This window comes from Halobacteroides halobius DSM 5150, from assembly GCF_000328625.1.
In the GTDB taxonomy this organism is placed as follows: Bacteria; Bacillota; Halanaerobiia; order Halobacteroidales; family Halobacteroidaceae; genus Halobacteroides; species Halobacteroides halobius.
The window spans coordinates 1,317,033-1,341,020 of record NC_019978.1 but is presented as its reverse complement, the minus strand read 5'-3'; the positions used below and the strand labels follow the sequence as shown (position 1 = coordinate 1,341,020).

17 protein-coding genes are annotated in these 23,988 nt (G+C 31.2%); all 17 read right to left on the bottom strand.

Translation table 11 applies throughout. The features are described from left to right. Positions 1-216 precede the first annotated feature (216 nt). Positions 217-1,758: a UDP-glucose--hexose-1-phosphate uridylyltransferase gene (gene galT / locus HALHA_RS06565; protein ID WP_015327001.1), complete on the bottom strand. Its 1,542-nt coding sequence runs from the start codon at positions 1,756-1,758 to the stop codon at positions 217-219. A 143-nt stretch (positions 1,759-1,901) separates the two neighbouring features. After that, positions 1,902-4,145, bottom strand: coding sequence for an alpha-galactosidase (locus HALHA_RS06560; protein WP_015327000.1), 2,244 nt, complete (start codon positions 4,143-4,145; stop codon positions 1,902-1,904). A gap of 10 nt (positions 4,146-4,155) precedes the next feature. Then, on the bottom strand, positions 4,156-5,007 hold the full coding sequence (locus HALHA_RS06555) for an aldose epimerase family protein (protein WP_342662818.1): 852 nt from the start codon (positions 5,005-5,007) through the stop codon (positions 4,156-4,158). A gap of 151 nt (positions 5,008-5,158) precedes the next feature. Further along, a complete protein-coding gene (locus HALHA_RS06550; RefSeq protein ID WP_015326998.1) occupies positions 5,159-6,361 on the bottom strand; it encodes a galactokinase in 1,203 nt (400 codons plus the stop codon). A 170-nt stretch (positions 6,362-6,531) separates the two neighbouring features. Next, positions 6,532-7,512: a UDP-glucose 4-epimerase GalE gene (galE, locus tag HALHA_RS06545; protein ID WP_015326997.1), complete on the bottom strand. Its 981-nt coding sequence runs from the start codon at positions 7,510-7,512 to the stop codon at positions 6,532-6,534. Between the two features lie 20 nt (positions 7,513-7,532). Next, entirely contained in the window at positions 7,533-8,747 is a 1,215-nt protein-coding gene (locus tag HALHA_RS06540) for an ROK family transcriptional regulator (RefSeq protein WP_015326996.1), read from the bottom strand. 30 nt (positions 8,748-8,777) lie between these two features. Then, on the bottom strand, positions 8,778-10,757 hold the full coding sequence (locus HALHA_RS06535; protein WP_015326995.1) for a beta-galactosidase: 1,980 nt from the start codon (positions 10,755-10,757) through the stop codon (positions 8,778-8,780). A 13-nt stretch (positions 10,758-10,770) separates the two neighbouring features. Continuing rightward, the gene (locus HALHA_RS06530) at positions 10,771-11,646 is read right to left on the bottom strand and encodes a carbohydrate ABC transporter permease (protein WP_015326994.1); all 876 of its coding nucleotides are present in this window, start codon (positions 11,644-11,646) and stop codon (positions 10,771-10,773) included. Then, on the bottom strand, positions 11,633-12,529 hold the full coding sequence (locus HALHA_RS06525) for a carbohydrate ABC transporter permease (protein ID WP_015326993.1): 897 nt from the start codon (positions 12,527-12,529) through the stop codon (positions 11,633-11,635). Before HALHA_RS06525 ends, HALHA_RS06530 begins: the two co-directional genes overlap by 14 nt. 90 nt (positions 12,530-12,619) lie before the next feature. After that, entirely contained in the window at positions 12,620-13,939 is a 1,320-nt protein-coding gene (locus HALHA_RS06520; protein ID WP_015326992.1) for an ABC transporter substrate-binding protein, read from the bottom strand. Between the two features lie 234 nt (positions 13,940-14,173). After that, positions 14,174-15,463 (bottom strand): MFS transporter, encoded by a 1,290-nt coding sequence (locus tag HALHA_RS06515; RefSeq protein ID WP_015326991.1) that lies wholly within the window; start codon positions 15,461-15,463, stop codon positions 14,174-14,176. A gap of 117 nt (positions 15,464-15,580) precedes the next feature. Then, positions 15,581-16,411 carry a carbohydrate ABC transporter permease gene (locus HALHA_RS06510; protein WP_015326990.1) on the bottom strand — a complete coding sequence of 277 codons (831 nt, stop codon included), beginning with the start codon at positions 16,409-16,411 and terminating at the stop codon, positions 15,581-15,583. After that, on the bottom strand, positions 16,412-17,392 hold the full coding sequence (locus tag HALHA_RS06505; protein ID WP_015326989.1) for a carbohydrate ABC transporter permease: 981 nt from the start codon (positions 17,390-17,392) through the stop codon (positions 16,412-16,414). 60 nt (positions 17,393-17,452) lie between these two features. After that, entirely contained in the window at positions 17,453-18,751 is a 1,299-nt protein-coding gene (locus HALHA_RS06500; protein ID WP_015326988.1) for an ABC transporter substrate-binding protein, read from the bottom strand. 367 nt (positions 18,752-19,118) lie between these two features. After that, complete coding sequence (locus tag HALHA_RS06495) at positions 19,119-20,144, bottom strand: aldose epimerase family protein (protein ID WP_015326987.1); 1,026 nt, start codon at positions 20,142-20,144, stop codon at positions 19,119-19,121. Between the two features lie 71 nt (positions 20,145-20,215). Beyond that, positions 20,216-21,277: a glycoside hydrolase family 43 protein gene (locus HALHA_RS06490; RefSeq protein WP_015326986.1), complete on the bottom strand. Its 1,062-nt coding sequence runs from the start codon at positions 21,275-21,277 to the stop codon at positions 20,216-20,218. Between the two features lie 26 nt (positions 21,278-21,303). Continuing rightward, positions 21,304-23,961 (bottom strand): glycoside hydrolase family 2 protein, encoded by a 2,658-nt coding sequence (locus HALHA_RS06485; protein ID WP_015326985.1) that lies wholly within the window; start codon positions 23,959-23,961, stop codon positions 21,304-21,306. Positions 23,962-23,988 lie beyond the last annotated feature (27 nt).

Sequence of the window (23,988 nt, the reverse complement as noted above, 5' to 3'; positions counted from 1 at the left end):
TATACGATGACTATTAATCATCATCTACAAGATCATTTACTAGATCATCTATCTCATCTTGGGATAACACTTCATCATCTGACATAATATCACTCCTTTATTAAATTATACTTTACATTTATATTATATCTGTTTTTTCTTTCTTTTTTCAAGGAATAAAAGAGAATGAACCTGATTATTAAAAAAATAAGCCCCATTAGGGGCTTAAAAGTATGATTATTTAATTCCAACTTCTTTAAAAAAAGTTTTGAAACCTTGCTCTCCATTTTTATTTCTTTTATAAACTCCAGCATCCTCTAAAACTTGCTTGAATTTCTTTCCCACTTCTGTTTCTAAGATTTCTTGAGCTTTATTTTCTGTAAGATTACTACCATAAACCTCTAGCATTTCTTCTATCCAGTTATTATGTGTAGCTAACTTGTCATTAACTATATTTTTGTTATACTTTCGTTCTCCAGTCAAAAACTTTTTAATTTCTTTTAATTCTTTCTTTAACCTACCTGGTAAGATAGCTCGCCCCATTACTTCTATTAAGCCTATATTCTCCTTTTTAATATGATGTAATCCTTTATGAGGATGAAAGATACCAAAAGGGTATTGTTCAGATTTTCTATTATTTCTTAAAACTAAATCCAATTCAAAATAATCTTCCTTTTTTCTAGCAATAGGAGTTACTGTATTATGTCGCTCTCCATTACTATATGCTTTAATATCTCTTTCTAAGTCGCTATATTCTTTCCAAGTACGATGGATTAGACCACCTAATTCTACTAATTGGTTAGTATCTTTAGCTTTAAGTCTAACTACTGACATGGGCCAATTAACTATACCAACCTTTACTTCTGGGAAATCTGGATGAGAAAATTCTTCTTCTGTTTTTGCTTTTTCCATAGGGAAAGTATGATTACCACCTTGGAAGTGATCATGGTTTAAGATAGACCCTCCGACTAGTGGTAAGTCTGCATTTGACCCTAAGAAATAATGGGGAATTTGATCTACAAAATCAAATAAAGTTGCAAAAGTTTTTTGATTAATACTCATTGGACTATGCTCTTTATAAAACACAATACAATGTTCATCATAATAAACATAAGGAGAATATTGTAAAAACCACTCTTCATTTTCTAAAGTAAGTGGTATTACACGATGTGTTTGTCGAGCTGGATGATCTAAACGCCCGGGATAACCTACATTATCTAAACATAAATAACAACTAGGATAATCAATTTCTTCTTGTTCTTTAGCATCAGCAATGGCTTCTGGGTCCTTTTCTGGTTTGGATAAGTTAATTGTTATCTCTAAATCTCCATATTCAGTTGCAGTAGTCCAAGACATATTTTTAGCTATTCTATCTTGTCTAATATAATTAGAATTTTTAGACAAGGAGTAGTAATTATCTGTTGCTTCTTTCATTGAGTCTTGCTTAGCTATTTGCCAGAAATTTTTAGCTACTTCTGATTGTCTAGGCATTAGTTGGCCCATTATTTTTGTATCGAATAAATCCCTATAAGTTATTGTGTTTTTTTCTAGTATTTCTTCTTGGGCTGCATAATCAAGTAGATTATCTAAAATCTGTTGTGGGGAATCAGGCACTTGACAATCAAGTTCTCGATAAGTTATTGTAGCAGGTTCTTTAATATTAAGTAAGTCCATAATGCCATTACGAGCGGGCACTACATCCCATTTACCCAATAAACCTTTTGCTCGACCATACTTAAGTAACTTCTCTATTTCTAAGGTGCTATCAATCTGACTCATAGTTGGCCCTCCTTTTGTTTAATTGATTTAGCCTTAACCTTGTATTCAAGTCTGACGATCACTTGGTGATAAATCTCCTGAAGTTACACTTTATATCATTATGTTACCTTGACTGAACAATTTTAATTGTACATTGTCAATTATCAATTCTCAATTACTCTTAATCTCCAAACATAACTTTGGAAATCACCTTTCATCTTAGAAAGATCTATTCCATTAAACATCTCTGGTAAATTCAATCCAGCATACATTAATTCATCTCCACCATATACTTTATCTGTGCCTACTACTTTATAATTTTGCTCTGGATTCAACCCCTTAAGTTTTAAACTATAAAACTTAGGGTTTGGTTTAGTTAAGACTCTATAACAACCTACATAAGCTTCACTTTTATCCTCTGCTACTACCATCCACGCTGTTAGGTTGCCATCTCCTTCAAAAGGACTAATTAATCTATAAAATTCTCCTTTTTGAATTAACTCTCTAATTTCCTTATACTCTGCTATTTGTTCCTTGATAATTTTCTTTTCTTCATTTGTCATTTCAGTTAAATCTAATTCATAGCCAAACATCCCAAATTTAGCTACATCGCCTCTCATATCTAAAGAAGTGATTCTCCCTGTTTGGTGATTTGGTACTGCGGATACATGAGCTCCCATTGAGCTTAATGGATAGACTATACTTGTTCCATATTGAATTTTTAATCTTTCTACTGCATCAGTATCATCACTAGTCCAGGTTTGTGGCATATAATATAACATTCCTGGATCAAATCTACCCCCTCCACTAGCACAACTTTCAAATAAAATATCAGAGAATTCTGTGGTTAATTTTTCTAAAATTCTATACAATCCTAACATATAGCGATGTGGAAGTTCTTTTTGTCTCTCTGGAGGAAGGTCGGCTGAACCAATCTCTGTCATATGACGATTCATATCCCACTTAACATAACTAATTGGAGCATTTTCTAAAATATCAGATAACATCTTAATCAGTTTATCTTGTACTTCTTTTCTAGATAAATCTAATATCAACTGATGTCTTCCTTTAGATCGTCCTCTCTCTGGCACATGAATACACCAGTCGGGATGAGCTCGATATAAATCACTATCTGGTGAAATCATTTCTGGCTCAAACCATAAACCAAAGTCCATATCTAAATTTTCAATTTTTTCTCCTAAACTATCTAATCCATTAGGAAGCTTTCTTTCATCTACAAACCAATCTCCTAACGATGACCTATCATCATCTCGTTTACCAAACCAACCATCATCTAAAACAAATAATTCAATTCCTAAATCACTAGCAGTTTCTGCTAAGTCTAATAGTTTATCTTCATCAAAATCAAAGTAAGTTGCTTCCCAGTTATTAACTAAAATTGGTCTAACTTTATCTCTATATTCACCTCTAGCCAACCTTGTTCGATACAATTTATGATAAGTTTGTGACATTTGATTAATTCCTTGATCAGAGTAAACCATTACTACCTCTGGAGCTTGGAAACTCTCTTTTGGTTCTAATAACCAGTTGAAATCAAAAGGATTAATTCCTAAATTTACTCTAGTTTGATCAAAGTGATTAACTTGTACTTGTCCTAAGAAATTACCACTATAGACTAAGCTAAAGCCATATGCTTCTCCTTGATCTTCATTAGCTCCTTCACTTACTAATGCTAAAAAAGGATTTTGATAAGGACTACTAGCCCCTCTTGTGCTTTCAATAGCTTGAATTCCATGTTCTAAAGATCTCCTTTTTAAGTGTCTTTCTCTAGACCAAGAGCCTGATAATTGAAGCAACTCAAAATTAGCATTATTAAAATCTACACTAGCACTTAAAGCTCGATTTAAATTTAAATTTTGTTTACCTTTGTTAACAAATTTAACAGATCTAGTAATTGCATTAAATTTTTCATAAACTGTATAACTAAGAGAGACTTTTAAATTAGCTATTTTATCTTGCAAAGTTATTTTTAAAGTTTTTGCTTCTTCTTTATCCTCTACATAAGTAGCTGGTAAACCTGTTAACTTTTCTTTTCCTTTAATAATTTCATGTGATTGATATCTTAAATCACTAATTCTTGAACCATTTTCTAATTCAACATGATAAGCTGGTTGCCGATAATCAGTCTGACCATAAGCTGGATATTCTTGTGGAATTATATCTAAAGAATAACTTTCATCATGAAAATCTTCATTTTTGGGAGACAAATATGGTTCTAATGCTCTTTCTTCATGTCTAATCAAATGGGATAAATCTCTATTCTTTTTAATTTTTTTGCCCCAATATACATGACCTAAGTGACCACTTTTTAATACTTTAATCACATAACTAGTCCCTTTAGTTTGTAAATGAAAAGTTTGTTTAGCTTTATTATAAAAGACCCCCATAATTTACCTCCTAATAATTTTCTACTTTCATTTCTAAATACCATTTATAAGTATCTTGCGCTGGAATTGTTGCTACTTTATTAATTTTATCTGCTACATATAAATCATCATAAATTCCTGTGCAAGGTTCTAAAGCAATATTATAATCTCCTCTATATCCTCCTTGAGTCTTCCAAACTCCTAAATAAGGTACTTTATCAACGGGAAACTTATACATTAACCGTTCCTGGGTATCTTCATATTCTACTCCGCATTTACCTTCTTCTAACTTATGTGGAATATAAAATTTCTCACAGTTATTAGCACTTTTAGATTCTACTCTGCTCATATCAATTTCTGTATTATTTTCTGTTGTAACAATGGGATAATCATATATTTTTCCCCAATCTCCTAGGTGTTCACTTGAAGTTTCGAGATTAATTATTTTATCTTCGCCTGGAGGAAAAATAATCTTAGTATGTTTAGGATTACAATTTAATAAAGCATGAGCACACCAAATAAATTTAAATTCCTGGCGTGAAAAATTAGTTACTGTATAATCAATCCTTATTTTTTTGTTTTCTAAATTAATTTCTTTTTTCAATTTATAAGGAAATCTAGGACTAACAACTGATAATTTAATAACTTCATCTTTAACCTTTAAATCCCATGGTAAAGTCCATACTTCACCATGGTCGGGAATTGGTGTTGCTTTCCAATCCCCATCTGGATAAAAACTAGCATCTACACTGGGAAATATTTCATCAAAACCACTGGAATCATAGGCTAAAAAGTCAGCAGCATATTCTGGAATTTCCAGTTTTTCTTGCTCACTTTGAAATAAAAATTCTCTATCTGTTTCTTTATGACTTAGAGAAGCCATTTTTCCTCCATACTGAGGAAGGAATTCTATCCTTAATAAATCATTTTCTAACACAATACTTTTTAATCCTTTATAAGTTCCCTGGTTGATAATAATAATCCCTCCTTAACCAAAATAATAAATTAATTAAATTAATAAAGTTTTTGTTGATTTAGTTAGTAGACTTGCAAACTTCTTGCTCTAATTTAACTTCATGAGCTCCATCTTCAATACTACAAATATAAATATCTGGTTCTATTCCTGTTTGGGTTTGATATTCCTTAGCTACTTTACTTTTAAACTCATCAACAGCTCCTTCCTTAACTAAATTAACTGTAGAACCACCAAAGCCTGCTCCAGTCATTCTAGAGCCTAATACTCCATCGATTTCTAAAGCTAAAGCAACCATTAAATCTAATTCATCACAACTTACTTCATATAACTCTTGTAAACTTTGGTGCGACTGAGTAATTAAAGCTCCTACTTTTTCCAATTTATTATTTTTTAAAGCTTTAATTGCTTTAGTGACTCTATTGTTTTCACAGATAACATGTTCACATCTTTTTCTTACAACTAGCGGTAGTTGATCTTCATATTTTTTAAATTGGTCTATAGATACATCTCTTAAGGCAGCTACATCTTGATCTAGTAATTGATTAAACAATTTAACTCCTTTTTGACATTCTTTTAACCTTTGATTATAAGCTGAGTCTACTAAGCTATGCTCTACATTAGTATTTGCTACTACTATCTTAATCTCGCTAGTTCCAAAAGAAGCTAACTGATACTGATGACTCCGACAATCAATAAATAAGGCATTATCTTTCTTTCCTAAAGCAGAAATAAATTGGTCCATAATCCCACAACTAACACCAACAAATTCATTTTCAGCCTTCCGACATATTTTAGCCATTTGTACTCTATCTAGTTTAAAATCATTTGTTAATTCAAACGCAAGAGCAGTAGCTACTTCTAAAGCAGCAGAAGAGCTTAAACCTGCCCCTTGAGGAACATTTCCAGTTAAGACTAGATTCATTCCTTGCAATTGATAGTCTTCTTCTAGTAAAAACTTAGCTACCCCTTGTAAATAATTAATCCATTGTGTTTTTTCATTATATTTAATATTAGCTAAAGAAAATGAAACTTCAGTAGCAAAATCTAAAGAATAAGCTTTAACTTGTTGATCATCTCGAGGTTGAACTGCTATTGTAACTTCTCTATCAATAGCAACTGGTAAAACAAAACCATCATTATAATCTGTATGACCACCAATTAAATTAACTCTACCTGGTGCTTGAGCAACTTTAATTGGATTTCCATTATCTCCAAATTCTTTAATCAGCTTTTGTTTTGTTTTTCTAGCTTGATCATTCATTGATTTCCCTCCCCTTTATTTAATTGACAATGGACAATGTCCAATTTACAGTTAAAATCAAATAATAATTCTGTTATAATTTCTTTTAGGAAAAATCATACTCTTTTAGAAGAACTGCTTTTCGATTTTGAACTTAATTGTTCACTGTCAATTGTTAATTGTAAATTGATTTAAAAGCCTTGTGGATGATTTTTATGCCACTGCCAAGCAGTTGCAATAATTGTTTTTAAATCTCCATACTGTGGTTTCCAGCCAAGTTCTTTTTTGATTTTTTCTGAACTAGCAATTAAAGTAGCAGGATCTCCAGCTCTCCTCTCTCCTGCAATTGCTTCTATTTCTTTGCCAACTACTTCACTAGCAGTCTCAATCACTTCTTTAACTGAATAACCATCTCCATTACCTAAATTATAGATTGAACTTTCTTTACCATCTGCTAAAGCCTCAATACCTAAAATATGAGCTTGGGCCAAGTCTGTGACATGAATATAATCTCTAACACAAGTTCCATCACGAGTTGGATAATCTGTGCCAAAGATAGCTAGCTTATCCCGTTGACCTAAAGCTTTTTGTAAAACAATTGGAATCAAATGAGTTTCTGGATTATGGTCTTCTCCAATCTGACCTGATTCATCTGCGCCACTAGCATTAAAGTATCTTAGAGAGATATATTTTAAATTATAAGCTTGATCATAATCTTGCATTATCTGTTCAAAAAATAACTTTGACCTACCATAAACACTAGTTGGCTCTTTAGGCAAATCTTCTGTAATTGGTATATGATCTACATCTCCATAAGTGGCTGCAGTAGAAGAAAAGACGATATTTTTTACATTATTTTCAACCATTACATCCAATAAATTTAATCCATTTACCATATTATTTTGATAATATTTAGCCGGTTCTTCCATTGATTCTCCTACTAAACTATCTGCTGCTAAGTGAATTACAGCATCAATATTATAATCTTTAAAAGTTGTAGTTAATAATTCCTTATCAGCTAAATCACCTTCTACAAATTTTCCACCCAAAACTGCTTCTTTATGTCCCTTCTGTAAATTATCATAAGTAATAACTTGATGTTTAGTGTCTAGTAATTCTTTAACTACATGACTGCCAATATATCCAGCGCCACCTGTGACTAAAATATTCATCTAACCCCTCCTTATTATAATTATTCTAATAACTCAGGCCCAGCAAATAACTCTTTTAATACTAATGTTACTCCTCCTATAGTAGCTGCTTGCCCTTTTAACTTAGTTGCTAAAATTTTAATATTTTCAGCTGGAACTTCTAAAGCCTTAACTTCAATAACCTCTTTAATATATTTAAATATATATCCTTTAGCTTCATTTATATCTCCTACAATAACTATCAGTTCAGGATTTAATATATTTAGTAGATAAGCAATTCCTATCCCTAAATAGCGACCAACTTCTTTTAGTACTTGTTGAGCTACTTCATCTCTCTGCTTTGCTGCTAAACAAACATGTTGGATATTAATAGCATCTAAGTTGTCATTAACCAAATTAGTAATTTTACTTTTGGCCCCTTGTTTAATTAACTTTCTAGCTCGTTCTGTGATTCTAGGATTAGAAGCTAAACTTTCTAGGCAACCATAATTACCACAACTACACTTAGGACCATCATTATCAACTACTATATGACCTATCTCTCCTGCACTATAATTAACCCCTTGATACAATTCTCCATTAATCACAATTCCAGAACCAATCCCATTCCCAATATTAATAGTAATAAAATCATCTGAATTACGAGCAATCCCAAACCATTGTTCCCCTAGAGCCATAGCTCGAGCATCATTATCAATAAAAGTAGGAATCTGAAATTCTTCTTCAATTAGTTTTTTAATAGCTACATTTTTCCAATTATAATGTGGAGCAAATATTGAAATTCCTGTTTCACTATTAATTAAACCGTGAACTGCCATTCCAATTCCTATAATTTCTTCTTTATCAACTTTACTTTCTGCGATTGTTTGATAAATCAAATTAAATAATTCATCTAGTACATAATTTTGTTCTAAATTTTCTAATGTTTTGCTATTATTAACTAAAATATCTGCTTCTAAATTAGTAATTATTACTTCAAGAATTTCAGGGCCAAGGTTAACCCCAATAATATAGCCTGCTTTAGGATTTAATTCTAATAACACAGGGGGGCGACCTCCACTAGATTTTCCTAATCCATTCTCTCTAATAAAGTTCTTTTTTATTAATTCTCTAGTAATTTTAGAAATGCTAGCAGGCGTTAGACCAGTTAATTCTGCTATATCTGCTCTAGAGATTGGCCCTTTTTCTCTAATACATTCCATAATTAAAGAAACATTTAGTTGCTTCATTACATCAAAGTTAATCTTTTGATTCATATTTTAAATCCTCCTAATGTGCTCCATTGATCAAATATCCTGCTTTAAAATTATTCCATCAAATGGTTGTAACTGCAATTCTGTTTTTGCTTGTTTACCATCAATTGTTTTATACGTTTTAGATAAGTTAATTTTATATGATTGCGAGTTATGATTTAAAGCAATTAAATAATTGTTTTTCTCTCCTGTTTTTTTAATTATTTCTACTCCTTTTTCAGTTTCAATTGCATTAAGACTTGTTTTTATTAGAATTCGTTCATATAAGTAACTTAATAACTTATCATCTGGTGAACACCCAATATAATAAACTTCTCCTTGACCATATTTATTTTCCGTAATAGCAGGTGTTCCGGCATAAAAGTTCTGATTATATTCTGCTAAACTTTTAGCTCCAGTAAGAGTAATTAAATCTGACCAGACTCTTGTATCATATTCTTTGTTCTCAAAAACGACTGAGTTTTGCTGATTCACTTGCAAAGATTCATATTCATTTATTTCTATTCCAGCTAATTCAGAAAAGAATCCTGGTAAAGTTTTATCGGTGACTATATTATTTTCATCTTTAACTCCGTTACGATAAGTGAGAACTAATTTACCACCATTAGTAACAAAAGATTCAATTTCTTTAATCCAGTCGCTATTAACTAAAAATAAAATTGGTAACACTAAGATTTCATATTGCTCTAAATTACTGAGTTGACTAATCACATTAACATTAATATTTTTATTAAAGAAAGGTCGATAAATTTTTTCTACTTCTTCTCTATAATCAAAAGCTGAACTTTGAGGTTGAATCTGCCAAGCCCACATATTATCATAGGAATGATACAAGGCTACTTTAGCTTTCCTTGTACTATTAGTAAAATCATCTCCAGCTAAGTCTAATTCTTCTTTGATTTCTTTGATTTCTTTGTATTTCCGTTTAGGTTTACCATCATGATCTAAAATACCATGGCAAAATTGCTCTGTTCCAAAGCGACAAGCACGCCATCTAAAGAAAATAATAGCTTCTGCTCCATGACCTAGAGCTTGATAAGTCCACATTTTAGCCTGATTAGGACGTGGTAAGTAACCAATTTGATCCCAACCTTGTGCACCAATTAACTCTTCCATTATCCAAAACGGCTGATTTTTTAAGCCATACATTAAATCATGATTAAATGCTGTAGTCTCAGGATTAACAGGTTTAGCTAACCCTCCCCAAACTGGATAATTATCAAAGGAAACAAAATCTAAATCTCTAGCTAAATTATCTAAATTAAGGGTATGTCCAGTAAAGATTAAATTATGAGTTATCCATTGTTCTGCAACTTTTTCTCTAATAATATCTACTTGCATTTTCTGATAATCTACTATAGAATCTGAACTAAACCGATAAAAATCCAATAATAGACTAGGATTATGAGCTGTCCAAGTTTCTTTAGGGGTTGGAATTTGATCCCAACTATTATAGCTTTGGCTCCAAAAGACTGTACCCCAAGTTTGATTTAGATTCTCTAAAGTACTATATTTTTCCTTAAGCCAATTCTGAAATTCCTTTTGACAGTCATCACAATAACATTTATCTGAAGCTTCATGGCCAAATTCATTATCTATTTGCCAACCAATCACAGCTTCATTGTCATTATAATGTTCTACCATTTGGGTAACAATTTTATGTGTATATCTTTGATAATTTAAATTATTAAAACAGTAATGGCGCCGACCTCCGAAGTTATTACGTTGGCCCTGTTTATTGATCTGTAAAATGTTAGGGTGTTTTTCAATTAACCAAGCTGGCGGTGTAGCTGTTGGAGTACCTAGTATTACATCAATATCATATTGATGCAATAAATCTATTACTTTATCATATAAAGAGAAGTTATATTGTCCTTCTTTTGGTTCAATTACACTCCAACCAAATTCAGCTATTCTTACTACATTAATTCCTAATTCTTTCATCATTTTTATATCCGTTTCCCATCTTTCTTCAGGCCAATGTTCTGGGTAATAATCTACTCCAAAATACATATTAAATTCCTCCTTATCCTTTAACTGAGCCACTTAGAATACCGGAAATGAACTGTTTTTGTAATAGCAAAAATGTAATCAAAATAGGTAAAGTAGAGATTGAAGCACCTACTAATATTTGTCCATAATCAATTCTAGAAAGCCCCATTAAACCTGATAAAGCAACAGGTATTGTTTTCATTTTTGCAGAACTTAAAACAACTAATGGCCACATGAATCTAGACCACTGAAACATAAACATATAAATCCCTAAAGCTGCTAGAGCAGGTCTCATTGTAGGTAGCACTACTTTCCAAAAGATTTTAAACTCCCCACAACCATCTATTCTAGCCGCATCAATCAAATCTGTTGGTACTTTTAACATATTTTGTCTCATTAAAAATATACCAAAAGCATAAGCTAAATTAGGTAGAATAACAGCTTTGTAGCTATTGACCCAATCTAACTTGGCCATCATATCAAATAAAGGAATTAATTTTGCTTGAGGAGGTAACATTAAAGTAATTAATACTATAAAAAACAAAATATCTCGTCCTTTAAATTTAAATTTTGCAAATGCATATCCAGCCATTGAACTAATAATAATATTACCAATTGTAAAAGTAATTGTTACAAATAATGAATTAAAAATCACCCTCCCTAAACCAATTTGTTGATTCAGGTTAACTATATTTGTAATTAAATTATCTCCTGGTAATAACTTAGGTGGAAAGCTAAAAATTTCTCCAGAAGAATGAGTTGCTGAAATAAACATCCAATAAAATGGAAATAGTGAAGCTATTGCTCCAATTCCTAATGCTACATAAAGAATTATTTTTTCTAATTGTACTGTATTAGTAGTCTTTTTGCTAATTTGAGTTTGATTTACTTCAAATTTAGATTCCTCCACCTTCTTCACCTCCGATTTTTAATTGAAAATAAGAAAAGATTGCTGTTAAAATAATTAATACATAGCTGATTGCTGATGCATAACCAAATTCAAAGTATCTAAATCCAGTTCTATATAAATATAAGGCAATAGTTAAAGTAGCATTATTAGGCCCTCCATGAGTTAAGATATAAGGTTCGCTAAATAACTTTAAAGTTCCAATAGTTGATAGTACAAAACTAAATAAAATAATTGGTCTCATTTGTGGTAGTGTTATATAAAATAATTTTTGGATTTTACCTGCTCCATCTATTTCAGCAGCTTCATATAAAGTTTCGGGAATACTTTGTAATCCAGATAACATAATTACCATATTGTATCCAGTCCAACGCCAAGTTATTGCAACCATCATTGCTATTTTGGCCCATAGAGGACTACTTAACCAAGGTATTTTACTAAAACCTAAATTGGATAAAACATAATTTATAAATCCAAAGTCATCATTAAGTAAAATGGAAAATACAATTGAATAAGCAACCAAACCAGTAACTGAAGGTGTAAAATAAGAAATTCTAAAAATTGATTTTAATTTGATTAAAGTAGAATTTAATCCAATGGCAATTAATAAAGCTAGAGCAGTCATAATTGGAACTTGACAAATTAAAATAATTAGTGTGTTTTTTAATGCTTTTAAGAATATTTGATCAGAGAACAAATGCTTATAATTAGCTAAACCAGCCCAGACGTAATGTCCCCCTTCTCTAATTTGAAAGCTTAGTAATAGAGTTTTGATAAATGGATAGATAGTAAAAATAGTAAATAATATTATCGCTGGAGCCAAAAAATAATATGGTACTGTGTTTTTATTTATTTTAAATCGATCTTTTAATTTCTGTATAGTCATTCTTACTCACCCCTTTTTATACTTAATTAATTTAGTGAATAAAAAATATTTTCTTATAAAGGGGTCAGGTACCTGACCCCTTTATAATTATTATTCTTTTATTTCTTTTATTTCTCTTCCTAAAGCATTAGATATTCTCTTAGCTGCATCATTTAAAGCTTCTCTAGATGTTTTCTCTCCAGTTACAACTGCAGCTTGAGCATTAACTACAAATTGTAATGCCTCAGAGAAACCACTTGTAAAGTAGGCTTTTTTAATATTTGGAACTGTTGAAGCAAACAACTTAGAAATATTTTGGTTATTGAAGAATTCACTCTTTTGATCAAAGTATGGATGATTATATGCTGGAAGATAAGATGGGAATAAACCATATTTTTTATACATAGTAATTTGATTTTTAGTTTCTGCTAAAGCATTTTTGATAAAGGCCCAGGCCATTTTTTTATTCTCACTTTGAGATGTAATAGCTAAATTAGAACCACCAAGTTGAGCTGCTCTATTACCTCCTTTTTCAAAAGCTGGAAGCTTCATTACTCCCCATTTTCCTTTTGATTTTGGCACTTGGTCTTTAATTGTTCCAGCATACCAAACTCCAAATGGAATTGTAGCTACCCGTTTATTCTTAGTTGCAGTTATATAACCATTCCAACCGTTAACTTTAAGTGCTATATTTTTATCAACCATTTTTTCTAATACTTTCATTGCTTTAACAGCTTTATCAGAATTAATAGTTATTTTACCTGCTTGATTAAAATAAAAAGTTCCAAGTTGATTCATTAACATTCGGAAAAATCCATCATCATAAAAATCATAGGGAGCCATTTTCACTCCAGTAGATTGTTTGATTTTAACACCTGCTGCAATGAATTCATTCCAAGTATCAATTTTTTTGGGATTTACATCAGCTTTTTTAAATAAATCAGTTCGATAAAAAACACCAGCCGGAGCGGAATCCCAAGGTAAAGCCATTATTTTACCATTTGTTTTACATTGTGCCCATTTACTTGAATCAAACTTATCAATGTATTTATCCGCACCAAACTTTGTTAAATCTACAAAACCATTAGGGAACTTATAAGTATAAGTAGGTAATCGTTGACTTTCAATTTGAACAATATCAGGTAATCCTGCACCAGATGCTAAGCCAACTGTTAATTTATCGTAAGCATCTTTGCGACCTACATTAACAACATTGACTTTGACATTTGGATAATCTTTATGGAAATCATCTATAGTTGCTTCTAAACCTTTAGCTGCTACATTCCAGGCCCAAATTGTAACTTCTTGTTGTTCTGGTTTTTTTTCGTTATCCCCAAAAATCCACCATGCATTACTTGTATTGGTAGCCAAAAATAAAGTCCCAACTAATAAAATCAATACTAATGATACAGACATAAGTTTTTTAGACATTTAATCTCCCCCTTTGATAGTGTGTTAGCATCTGAACTTAATTAATTTAAAAAATAAAGTGTCAAAAAATAAACTCCACTCGTACTTTGGGTGCAGTTATTCTCCCTTAGCACAGTGGATTCTTGTAAGATTATATTGATTATAACCACTTATATTTAATTGAATACATTTATATTATAAACTGAGATATTGAATTTGTCAACCTTTTTTTACGCTATCTTACGCTATCTAAAATTAGTTACCTTCATTACTAATTCTTGGGTCACTTACCTTTAAAAACAAAAAGATGACTCCTAAACTAATCATCAAAAATGAAATACCAAAGACTACTTTATAATTTAGTATATCAGCTAAAAAACCTCCTAAAAGCGAGATAATAGTTACCACTATACCAACAACTGCATTAGTAAGTCCAACATAAATAGTCCTTTCTTCGGGAGATGAAGCAAAATCTGCGATAATAGTCATAAAAGAAACACTAGTACCTCCTAAAGCTATTCCAGTTAATACAAATACTAAATAAAAGAAGATTAACTTTTGAGCGAAAAAAGCTACTAAAACACCAACTGCATTAAAAATACTAGCAATTAAGATTACTAATTTATGTCCATATTTATCCCCAAAGTAGCCCCAAAAGATATTGGTTAAACTTTTACTTACAATTAATATTACTGTAAATGCTCCGACAATATTATCTGCTTTATCTATTTCTAATCCTAATCTTTCGATACCAGCTACTGTAAATAGACCGTTAGCCATACCAATAAATTGAATCAAAATGCCACCAATTAAAAAGTTTCTATAATTAATCTTTTCTTTTAATATCAAAAAAAGTTGCGTAAAATAATCTTTAAAGTTATCTGTTTTACTATCTACTGGATAAGCAGGCTCTTTAGTCAAAGCTAAAAATATATATGATCCCATCATAGCTAGAAAAGTTAAGAAAAATAATATTGTGAAACTAACTCTAAAATCAAACTGATTAATTATATAACCTGCTCCTAAAGCTCCTAAAACTTCTAAAACACTGCTTATAAAAGTACGATAGCCAAAAAACTTACCTCTTCTATCTTGTGGTATAACTTTAGCAACTAAATCAAACCAAACTGGGCCAACTAATCCACCAAATAAATTGTGAATAGTCCACAGTAAGAAAAAACCTATTAATAACCAGCTTTTATATTTGGCTCCTAATATAAAAGTCAAAATAGCTAACCCTAACCATGGTAGTCTTTGAAAAAGCCCAAAAGACAATACTTTCTTTTTCTTTTTATCTAAATCAGCTGTCCATTTAGCTGATAAAAGTTGGGGGACAGTCGTACTGAACATTAAGATAGCAGTTACCATACTAATTAAAAAATTTGATTTTGTCAGTTGCCGAACAAATAAAGGTAGTATAGTACCAGTTGAAATAAATCCCATCCCTAGAGTATAAAAAGCACCGTCTAAAATGCTCATTCTAGAATTAAATTTATAGTTCTTTTCTATTTTTTCTTTTATTTCTTTGCGGTTAGTGTCAGTCATTTCTATGCTCCTTCTATAATATGATTTGCCATTAGTTATCTTTATAGTTTTTACCACTACTTATGCAATGATTTCAAATAAAAAACCACCCCCTTTTAAAAGGAGTGGTTTGAAGATTTAACCTTTAACAGAACCAGCTAAAAGTCCTTCAATAAAGTATCTGCCAAATAATATATAGATAATTAATGTAGGAAGAGCTGCTACTAATGCTCCACTCATTTGAACATTCCATTCTACGACTTGACTTCCGGCTAGATTAACTAAAGCTACAGTAATTGGTTGGTTAGCAGGACTATTGGTTATAGTTACTGCAAATAAAAACTCATTCCAAATATTTGTGAATTGCCAAATAACAACTACTACAAAACCAGGTAGAGAGATTGGAAAAAAGATATGTCTATAGATACCTACAATTCCTGCCCCATCTACTTGAGCAGCATCAGTTAAACTTGAAGGAACTTCGGCATAATAATTTCTAAACATTAAAGTAGTTATTGGAATTCCATAAATAACATGCACAAAAATAAGTCCTGGCATGGACCCATAAAGATTGATTTCCTGCAAAAACTTCACTAAAGGTATTAAAATACTTTGGTAGGGAATAAACATTCCAAATAACAATAAAGCAAATAAAGTATCTGATCCTTTAAACTTCCATTGGGATAGAATGTAACCATTAAATGAACCTAGTATAGCTGAAAAAAAAGTAGCCGGAATAACCAAATAAAAACTATTTAATAAGTGAGGACCTAGCTTTTTTAATGCTGTCATAAATCCTTGCCAAGAAAATTGGGTTGGTAAATCCCACATATTGCTAATAGAGGCTTGACTAAAAGATTTTAAACTAGTTGTTAATAGTATATAACCAGGAAGTAGAAAAAAACAAGCAAATAAAACTAAGGTTGTATAAGCTATAAATTTATTTTGTTTAGATTGAATTAGGGTCATTTAATTCTCCCCCCTATTGTAATTATAAATTAGATACGGAATGATTAGGACACCAACTAAAGCTAGTAAAATAATAGCTATACTAGCTCCTGCAGAGTATCGATTAGCTTGAAAGGTAGCTTCAAACATGTAGACTGCAGGAATATCTGTTACATTACTGGGTCCGCTTCCTGTCATAGAGTAAATCAGCGCAAATGCTTTTAGAGAAATATGGGCCAAGACAATAATAGCCGATAAAGTAACTGGACGTAACATAGGAAATAATATTTTGGTGAAGATCTGCCATTTAGAAGCACCATCAATTCTAGCAGCTTCTATTAACTGCTGGGGAACTCCTTTTAATCCTGCTAGCCACATAGCCATTGTATAACCAGAAAATTGCCAGATAGCAGCAATTAAAACAGGAATTAAAGCTATATTAAAACCAAATAGATTAGTAGTGCTAGTAAACCACCCCCACTGTAAATTGCTTAGACCTAGATTTTCTAATAATAGATTTAAGCCATAAGGATTATCAGGTAAATTACCAGGAGCAGTAATCCATCTCCAGACAGTACCTGTGACCACAAAAGATAAGGCAAAAGGGTATAAATAAAGATTTTGAAAAAAATATGCCCCCTTAGGAATATTATCCACTAAGACTGATAAAAGTATTCCAACGAATAAACAACCTAATATAAAAAATAAGGTAAAATATAATGTATTCCATAAATCAGTCTGAAATCTAGGATCCTGAAATAAATTTATGTAATTTTTCAAACCTATATAATTTTTCTTTCCTTGTAATAGCTTTGCAAAAGTATTCCAATTTAAAAAAGAAACTTGAATTGTACGAGCAATAAAGCCATAAACAAATATAAAAACTGCAATTATTGATGGGGCTAAAAAGCCTAAAGAAATAAGCGTTTGTTTGGTTTTTCTGTTAGATAATGATGAAAGTGTAGGCAAGAAAGCAAGAGATTCTTTGATTTTTCTTTTCACTTTTACTTCACCTCCGGGGTTTAAATCTAGCCCCTCACTATATCATGAGGGGCTAGTGAATTATTTTAGATATTTATTAGCAGCATCTTGAATTGCTTTTAGTGTGGCATCTACATCTTGGACAGTTACAAAGGCATTAATAGCATCATTTAAAGCAGTAACAAATCCAGGAGCTGCTGCTGAACCATGTACTATAGAAGGTGCTAGAGTAGTAGAAGCAAAATCTTTCATTGAATCAGTTAAATACGGATCAAAATTACTTCGGTCAGCATCAATTCTAGCTGGGATAGCTCCTTTGATTTTATTGAAGGTAACTTGGCCCTTAAGTGAAGCAACTGTTTTTAACCATGCTTTAGCTCCTTTAGGATGAGGAGCTTTTTTAGGAAGCCCAAAGGTATCTGTAACTACCATGAAATTACCTTTACTACCAGGAGTAGTTAGCCAACCAAAATCTTCATTTGGTTTCCAACCCAGTGTTTTAAAGTAGCCTTCTGCCCAATCTCCCATCACATTAAAGACGGCTTCTCCATCATAAACACGTTTAGTAGCATCTTGCCAGGTCAAAGCAGCATGATCATCATTAACATAATCCATTATTTTACCAAACTTTATAAGAGCCTCTCTAACTTTAGGATGATCAAAACTTGTTGTTCCTTCCCATAAACCATTATATTTTTTAGCTCCTAATGTAGCAAGTAATACATCCTCAAAAAGATGAGTTGCTGTCCATTTATTCTTATCTCCTAAAGCTAAAGGAGTATGATTACCTTGTTTATCTATTTTCTCAAGAGCAGCTATGAAAGAAGAAAGAGTTGTAGGGGGTTGGATATTATACTTTTGTAGTAAATCCTTGTTATACCATAACACATTCCCACGGTGTACATCTAATGGAATAGAATAAATTTTTCCTTTATAACTACACATTTCAAGAATTTGTTGATTAAATTTATTTTTGACCCCCCATTTTTCTAGCAAACCAGTAAGTGGCTGCATCAATCCTGTTTTAACATAGTTTTCAATCAATTCTGCTCCACCATGAACTTGGAAAGAATCAGGAGGGTTGCCACCAACCATTCTGGTTTTAAGTACAGCTTTTGCATTAGAACCAGCTCCACCAGCTACTACTGCATTAATGATCTTGATATTAGGATTCTTTTTCTTAAAAACATCATACAAAGCTTGTAGTCCTTCTTCTTCTCCTCCTCCAGTCCACCAACTGAAAATCTCTACTTTTTTTGCTGTTTCTTTTTCATCATCACCAAAAATCCACCAAGCATTTGCCTTACTATTAGTAAATACCAAACAACTTACCAATAAAACTAATGTCAATGTAATTGCAGTAATTTTTTTGTTAATCATTAATTTACCCCCTTTTATAATGGAAATTTGATTAAAACAGTTTAACAAAGACTGCTCTGTTTTTTATCACCCCCTTAAAAAGTAGAACCTGCTATACCTATCTTTTAAAGATAAGCAGTTAGCAGGCTTGTAGATTTATAGACTTATGCTCTATTTTTAGTTTTAAAATAAAAATAGCCAGAGAAAGACATAGTTATACACTAAAGGAGTTTGATAAACAGAATTTACTCTTTTAATGTGTTTCTATATCTTCCCCTGGCTAATGCCTAATCGAATTAGTAACACACCAGTTTAGATATTATGATTTTAATTAACTTATATATAAATTATACCATTAGATGCATTAAATTTCAAGTTATGTTTTTTATTACAAATCAAATTTATACTTTGTTCTAGCAGTATAAATTTGATTTGGTGTATAAGTTTTAGTAGGAAAATTATCCACATTTATTGCATTAGGATAGTCCTGAGTTTCCAAACAAAGGCCCAATCTTTTTCTTGCCTGTACTCCACTATTTAATAATCCTTCATTAGCAAGTTGATTTCCAGCGTAAAATACTGCAATTGGCTGATCAGTTGTGATACTTAAAGCTCTTTTAGATTCTTCTTCTTTAAGGATTATACTTTCTTTTGTATCTTTTAAAATAAAGGGATGATCATAACCATCTGTAAATGTAAGCTGTTTATAATCTGCTTTTATTTCTTGGCCAACTTTTTTAAAGTCCCTAAAATCAAAGGGCGTTTCTTTTACTTTTTTTACTTCCCCTGTAGGAATTGATTCTTGATTAAGAGCTAAAAATTCTTCAGCTTCTATCATTAATTGGTGACTTAAAATATCTTTTTTAGTATTCCCTGATAAATTAAAATAGGTGTGATTGGTTAAATTAATAATAGTTTCTCTATCTGGTTTAGCCTGATATTCTATGATTAATTCATTATCTTTAAGTAAATATTTAACTACAAACTCTACATTAGCTGGGAAACCTTCTTCTAAATGAGGACTAAAGTAGGTTAATTCAATCCCATTTTTTATTTCTTTGACATTCCAGATTTTTTTATCAAGTCCAATTTTTCCTCCATGCAAATTATTTTGACCATCATTGTGGGCCAACTCATAAGTTTTTCCTTTGAGAGTAAACTCTGCGTTGCCAATTCTACCAGCATGTCGACCTATAATAGCCCCAAAATAAGGAGACTTTTCCACATAGTCTTCTAGGTTGTCATATCCTAAAACTATATTCTCCATTCTTCCTTTTTGGTCTGGAGCATAAATTTCTGTAATAATCCCTCCATAATTAAGCACATTGACCTGTAGCTGATCATTAATTAATAGATACTTAATTACTTCTTGGCCATCTTTTAGCCTGCCAAAATTTTGTTCTTTAATTTTCATTTTATTCCTCCTCGTTTTAAAGTTGGATATTATATAGAACTACCCCTGCAATATATTACAGGGGAAAGTTTCTAATTGTTAGGCATAGGTTGAGGAGAGCGAGTTGGCCCATCAACCTTCAATATACCATCCTCAAAATACATTAAATCTATATTAACGGTCCTATTACCACTAGGAAACTTAGGGTAAGTATGAGTATGATAGACAATATACATTTTACTTCCATCTAAAGAAGTAGTGACACTATTATGACCGGGGCCTGATATACCTTTTTCCATATTTTTAGATAAAATTGGATTTTTATTATACTTTTTCCAAGGACCTAATGGAGAAGGAGCAGTTGCATAACCAATTGCATAATCAGAAGAACTATAAACATTAGCTGAATACATTAAATAATAAATCTCATTATGTTTTAAGACATAGGGACCTTCATTCCATTGCCAATCCTTTTTTATACCTTCCCAACTTTGACTAGGCTCAATAGCTAAAGTTGGTTCTCCTTTTAAAGTTGTTAAATCTTTGCTCATTTCTTGAACATAAATCTGGCTAATATGCTTGCCATTAATAATATTTTCTGAACAATCTTTTACATAGTATAAGTAAGGAGTTCCATCATCATCTACAAAAATATGACCATCAATATAAGACTTCCCTCTATTAAACAAAGGGGCTTTAACATTTTTAAATGGTCCTAGTGGATTATCACTAGCAGCCAATGCTATTTGCAAATGCCCCTTCTTATCTCTGGCACTATAAGTCATATAAAATTTACCTTGATAGTATTCTACTTCTGGAGCCCAAAAATCACCTCTACCCCACTTATTACCCTTCAAAGAAGAATCAAGGGCCAACCCTTTTTCTTTCCAATCCACTAGATTCTTTGAAGTCCAAACTTTAAATCCAATACTAGGAGCAGAAGTAGCGTATAAGTAATATCTCCCATTATACTTTAAAACATAAGGATCCCCAATATTTGTAATCCCTCCTACAGGATTAGTATAAGTTTTCTCCATTTTATCCCCTCCGGTAAATATATCAAATAACCAAAAACCATGTATTGTATTAGAAAAACTAAATACTAATAAAGTACAAATTACCATACTTAATTTAATAGTAAACTTTTTACTCATACTGTCCCCCTTTTAAATCAATCTAATTATATAATTTCTGTTAACTCATTAAATAATAAGGTACCAATAGGTTGGTTGTTATATTCTTTAGCCAATTTTAAAGTAGTAACGATTAAATTTCCTTTACCTACAGATCTTTTTAATAAAGAAGCACCAAATTGCCCAATCCATCCTTTAAATGATCCAGCTAAAACAACATCATATTTAATATCAGTTAAGTTATTGATTGTATAGCTAGGAAACAAATTTGCTAATTCCCAACCTGAAATTTTATTTAGTGGTAATTCGTTAAAATAATCTGGATTTATATAATTAAATGATGCTGCTTTATCCCAACTTTCACCATCTTCAAGCCTTTTAAAGTTAATCATTCCTTTTTCTTTGATCTTGGCCCCTTCTTCAGCTAAAAATATTACTTTCCCTCCTTGGCGCAAGTAATTAATAACTGCAGGAGTTAATTTAGAGGTAATACATAAAGAAGTAAAGTTTTCTTTGATTTGATAACCATTATCTCTTAAATTTTGTGTTAAATCCTGGTTTAAATTTACCGTACTAATTACTTTATCATTTACCTGAGTAGCATCTTTGTTAGTAAATGTTAATTCCTCTTGGTTTTTAGCAATTATTTTTTCGCCTACCTGCAAACTGTATTTTAATCTTAAGGCTTGAGATCCTTCTATTTCTGGAACCACAAATGATATCTGATTATTTAATTCTGTAACTGAATATTTATTTAAGTTAACTTTTAATTCGCCACTTATATCAGTCTCCTCCACTTTCCAAACTAAAGTTCCTTCTATAGGATTACAAGTGTTATTAACTAATTTTACTTCTGCAACAAACTTTTCAGCAGTCCACAAATTTCTTTTTTTGATATCTAACATAGCACTAATTTTCCCATTATAATCAACTATATTCTTATATTCTTGTTTTGGATTTCTAAAGTAATCTAAAAAACCATTTGTTTCCCATTCTATATCAGTTAATTCTGTTACAACATACCCTGCAATTTCCGCTCTTTTTCTTATTTCTTCAATAATATACTTAATGCCTCTAAATTCTCTTTTTTGGGTTAATCTCGCTAATTCATTAATATCAGTAAATATTTTATCTAATCCATATTTATTGAAATTCTTTTTAGCAGTTGCCGGTACTTTAAAATCTTCGGAGAAGAGTTTAGCACTACCATCATACCAAGTAGGCAAACCATTATAATAATCTTTAATTTGGTCAATCTCTGGTAGACCCCACATACCAAACTCAGAAATAACCAAGGGTTCATTGTTATATTTATAGCCATCAACAAAGTTATCATCTGGATCACCAATTACATAATCATCTAAATCATCTTGCCACTCCTGATAATTATCTGGTGCAGCAAAATAACGATGTAAATCACTAATATCAGTCTTAACATGAGCCCATCCTGAATTATCACAAATCAATCGGGTATTATCTAACTTTTTAGCATAATTATAAAATTCTATAACCCACTCTTGTTTTTTAGGATCATCATTTAAATTCCATTCTAAGCCCCATTCTTCATTATAGATACTCCAAATAATAATAGATGGATGATTATAATCTCTTGTTACCATCTTTGTATATTCATCTTTGAATCTCTTTTTTGCTTGTGGTGTCCATCTAGCATAATTAGGAGCTTCACCCCAAATTAATATTCCTAAATGATCAGCCCAATATAAATACCTAGGGTCTTCAGTCTTAATGTGCTTTCTTAATAAGTTAAAGCCCATATTTTTTGCCTTCATAATTTCATCTTTAATCATATCTTCAGTTTCTGCTCTATAGATTGTTTTAGGCCAAAAGGCTTGATCTAAAGCACCTCTAATGTATAATGGTTCATCATTTAAATAAATTTTACCATTCTTTTGTTCAACTTTTCTCATTCCAAAATAACTTTTGTAATTATCTACTACTTTATCTCCATCTTTTAAGGTAACTTTCACATCATAAATCCATGGGTTTTTAGGACTCCATAATAATGGGTTATCTATTTTTATTTTATATTCTTGATTAGTTTGATAATTAAATTCTTTTATTTGTGTTTTCTTTTCATTACCTTTAGGAGAAAAAACAGTTATTTCTAGTTTAGGTTGTGTTAGATTTTCTATATCTACAAGATCTACTATTAAAGAAGCTTCACTTTGATCAATATTAGGAGTTATTAAAACTTGTTCTATAAAACTTTCTTCATACCCTATAAGCCTTACATCTTGCCAGATACCACTAACCCTAGTGTACCAACTCCCTTGTTTTCCCCGTGGGATTTCACCATTATCTTGAGGATCAAAGACTTTAACTACTAATAAATTATCTTCTTCATAATTGATATAATCAGTTATCTCAAATTTAAAAGGAGTATATCCCCCTTCATGTTTACCTAAATATTGACCATTAAACCAAACATCAGTAATATAATCTACTGCATTAAACTCAATAAAAAATCGCTTATCTTGCTTATTAGAATTAATTTTTATTTTTTTACTATACCAAGCTGATCCAGTGTACGATGTTAATTTTTGATTGTAACTTTGCCATACTGCAGGCACTTTAACTTCTCTTCCTTCTAAATTATTTAAATACCACTCTTCTTTTTCCCCTTTTTCTATTGGATCTATCTTGAATTTCCAAATTCCATTTAAATTTTTAATTATGTTGCCCATTTATATCCCTCCAAAATTAAAAAATAA

Excerpts from the sequence above, each read along its gene's own strand:
- galT (WP_015327001.1), bottom strand. The coding sequence starts at position 1,758 with ATGAGTCAGATTGATAGCACCTTAGAAATAGAGAAGTTACTTAAGTAT.
- HALHA_RS06560 (WP_015327000.1), bottom strand. The coding sequence starts at position 4,145 with ATGGGGGTCTTTTATAATAAAGCTAAACAAACTTTTCATTTACAAACT.
- HALHA_RS06555 (WP_342662818.1), bottom strand. The coding sequence starts at position 5,007 with ATGGCTTCTCTAAGTCATAAAGAAACAGATAGAGAATTTTTATTTCAA.
- HALHA_RS06550 (WP_015326998.1), bottom strand. The coding sequence starts at position 6,361 with ATGAATGATCAAGCTAGAAAAACAAAACAAAAGCTGATTAAAGAATTT.
- galE (WP_015326997.1), bottom strand. The coding sequence starts at position 7,512 with ATGAATATTTTAGTCACAGGTGGCGCTGGATATATTGGCAGTCATGTA.
- HALHA_RS06540 (WP_015326996.1), bottom strand. The coding sequence starts at position 8,747 with ATGAATCAAAAGATTAACTTTGATGTAATGAAGCAACTAAATGTTTCT.
- HALHA_RS06535 (WP_015326995.1), bottom strand. The coding sequence starts at position 10,757 with ATGTATTTTGGAGTAGATTATTACCCAGAACATTGGCCTGAAGAAAGA.
- HALHA_RS06525 (WP_015326993.1), bottom strand. The coding sequence starts at position 12,529 with ATGACTATACAGAAATTAAAAGATCGATTTAAAATAAATAAAAACACA.
- HALHA_RS06520 (WP_015326992.1), bottom strand. The coding sequence starts at position 13,939 with ATGTCTAAAAAACTTATGTCTGTATCATTAGTATTGATTTTATTAGTT.
- HALHA_RS06515 (WP_015326991.1), bottom strand. The coding sequence starts at position 15,463 with ATGACTGACACTAACCGCAAAGAAATAAAAGAAAAAATAGAAAAGAAC.
- HALHA_RS06510 (WP_015326990.1), bottom strand. The coding sequence starts at position 16,411 with ATGACCCTAATTCAATCTAAACAAAATAAATTTATAGCTTATACAACC.
- HALHA_RS06500 (WP_015326988.1), bottom strand. The coding sequence starts at position 18,751 with ATGATTAACAAAAAAATTACTGCAATTACATTGACATTAGTTTTATTG.
- HALHA_RS06495 (WP_015326987.1), bottom strand. The coding sequence starts at position 20,144 with ATGAAAATTAAAGAACAAAATTTTGGCAGGCTAAAAGATGGCCAAGAA.
- HALHA_RS06490 (WP_015326986.1), bottom strand. The coding sequence starts at position 21,277 with ATGAGTAAAAAGTTTACTATTAAATTAAGTATGGTAATTTGTACTTTA.
- HALHA_RS06485 (WP_015326985.1), bottom strand. The coding sequence starts at position 23,961 with ATGGGCAACATAATTAAAAATTTAAATGGAATTTGGAAATTCAAGATA.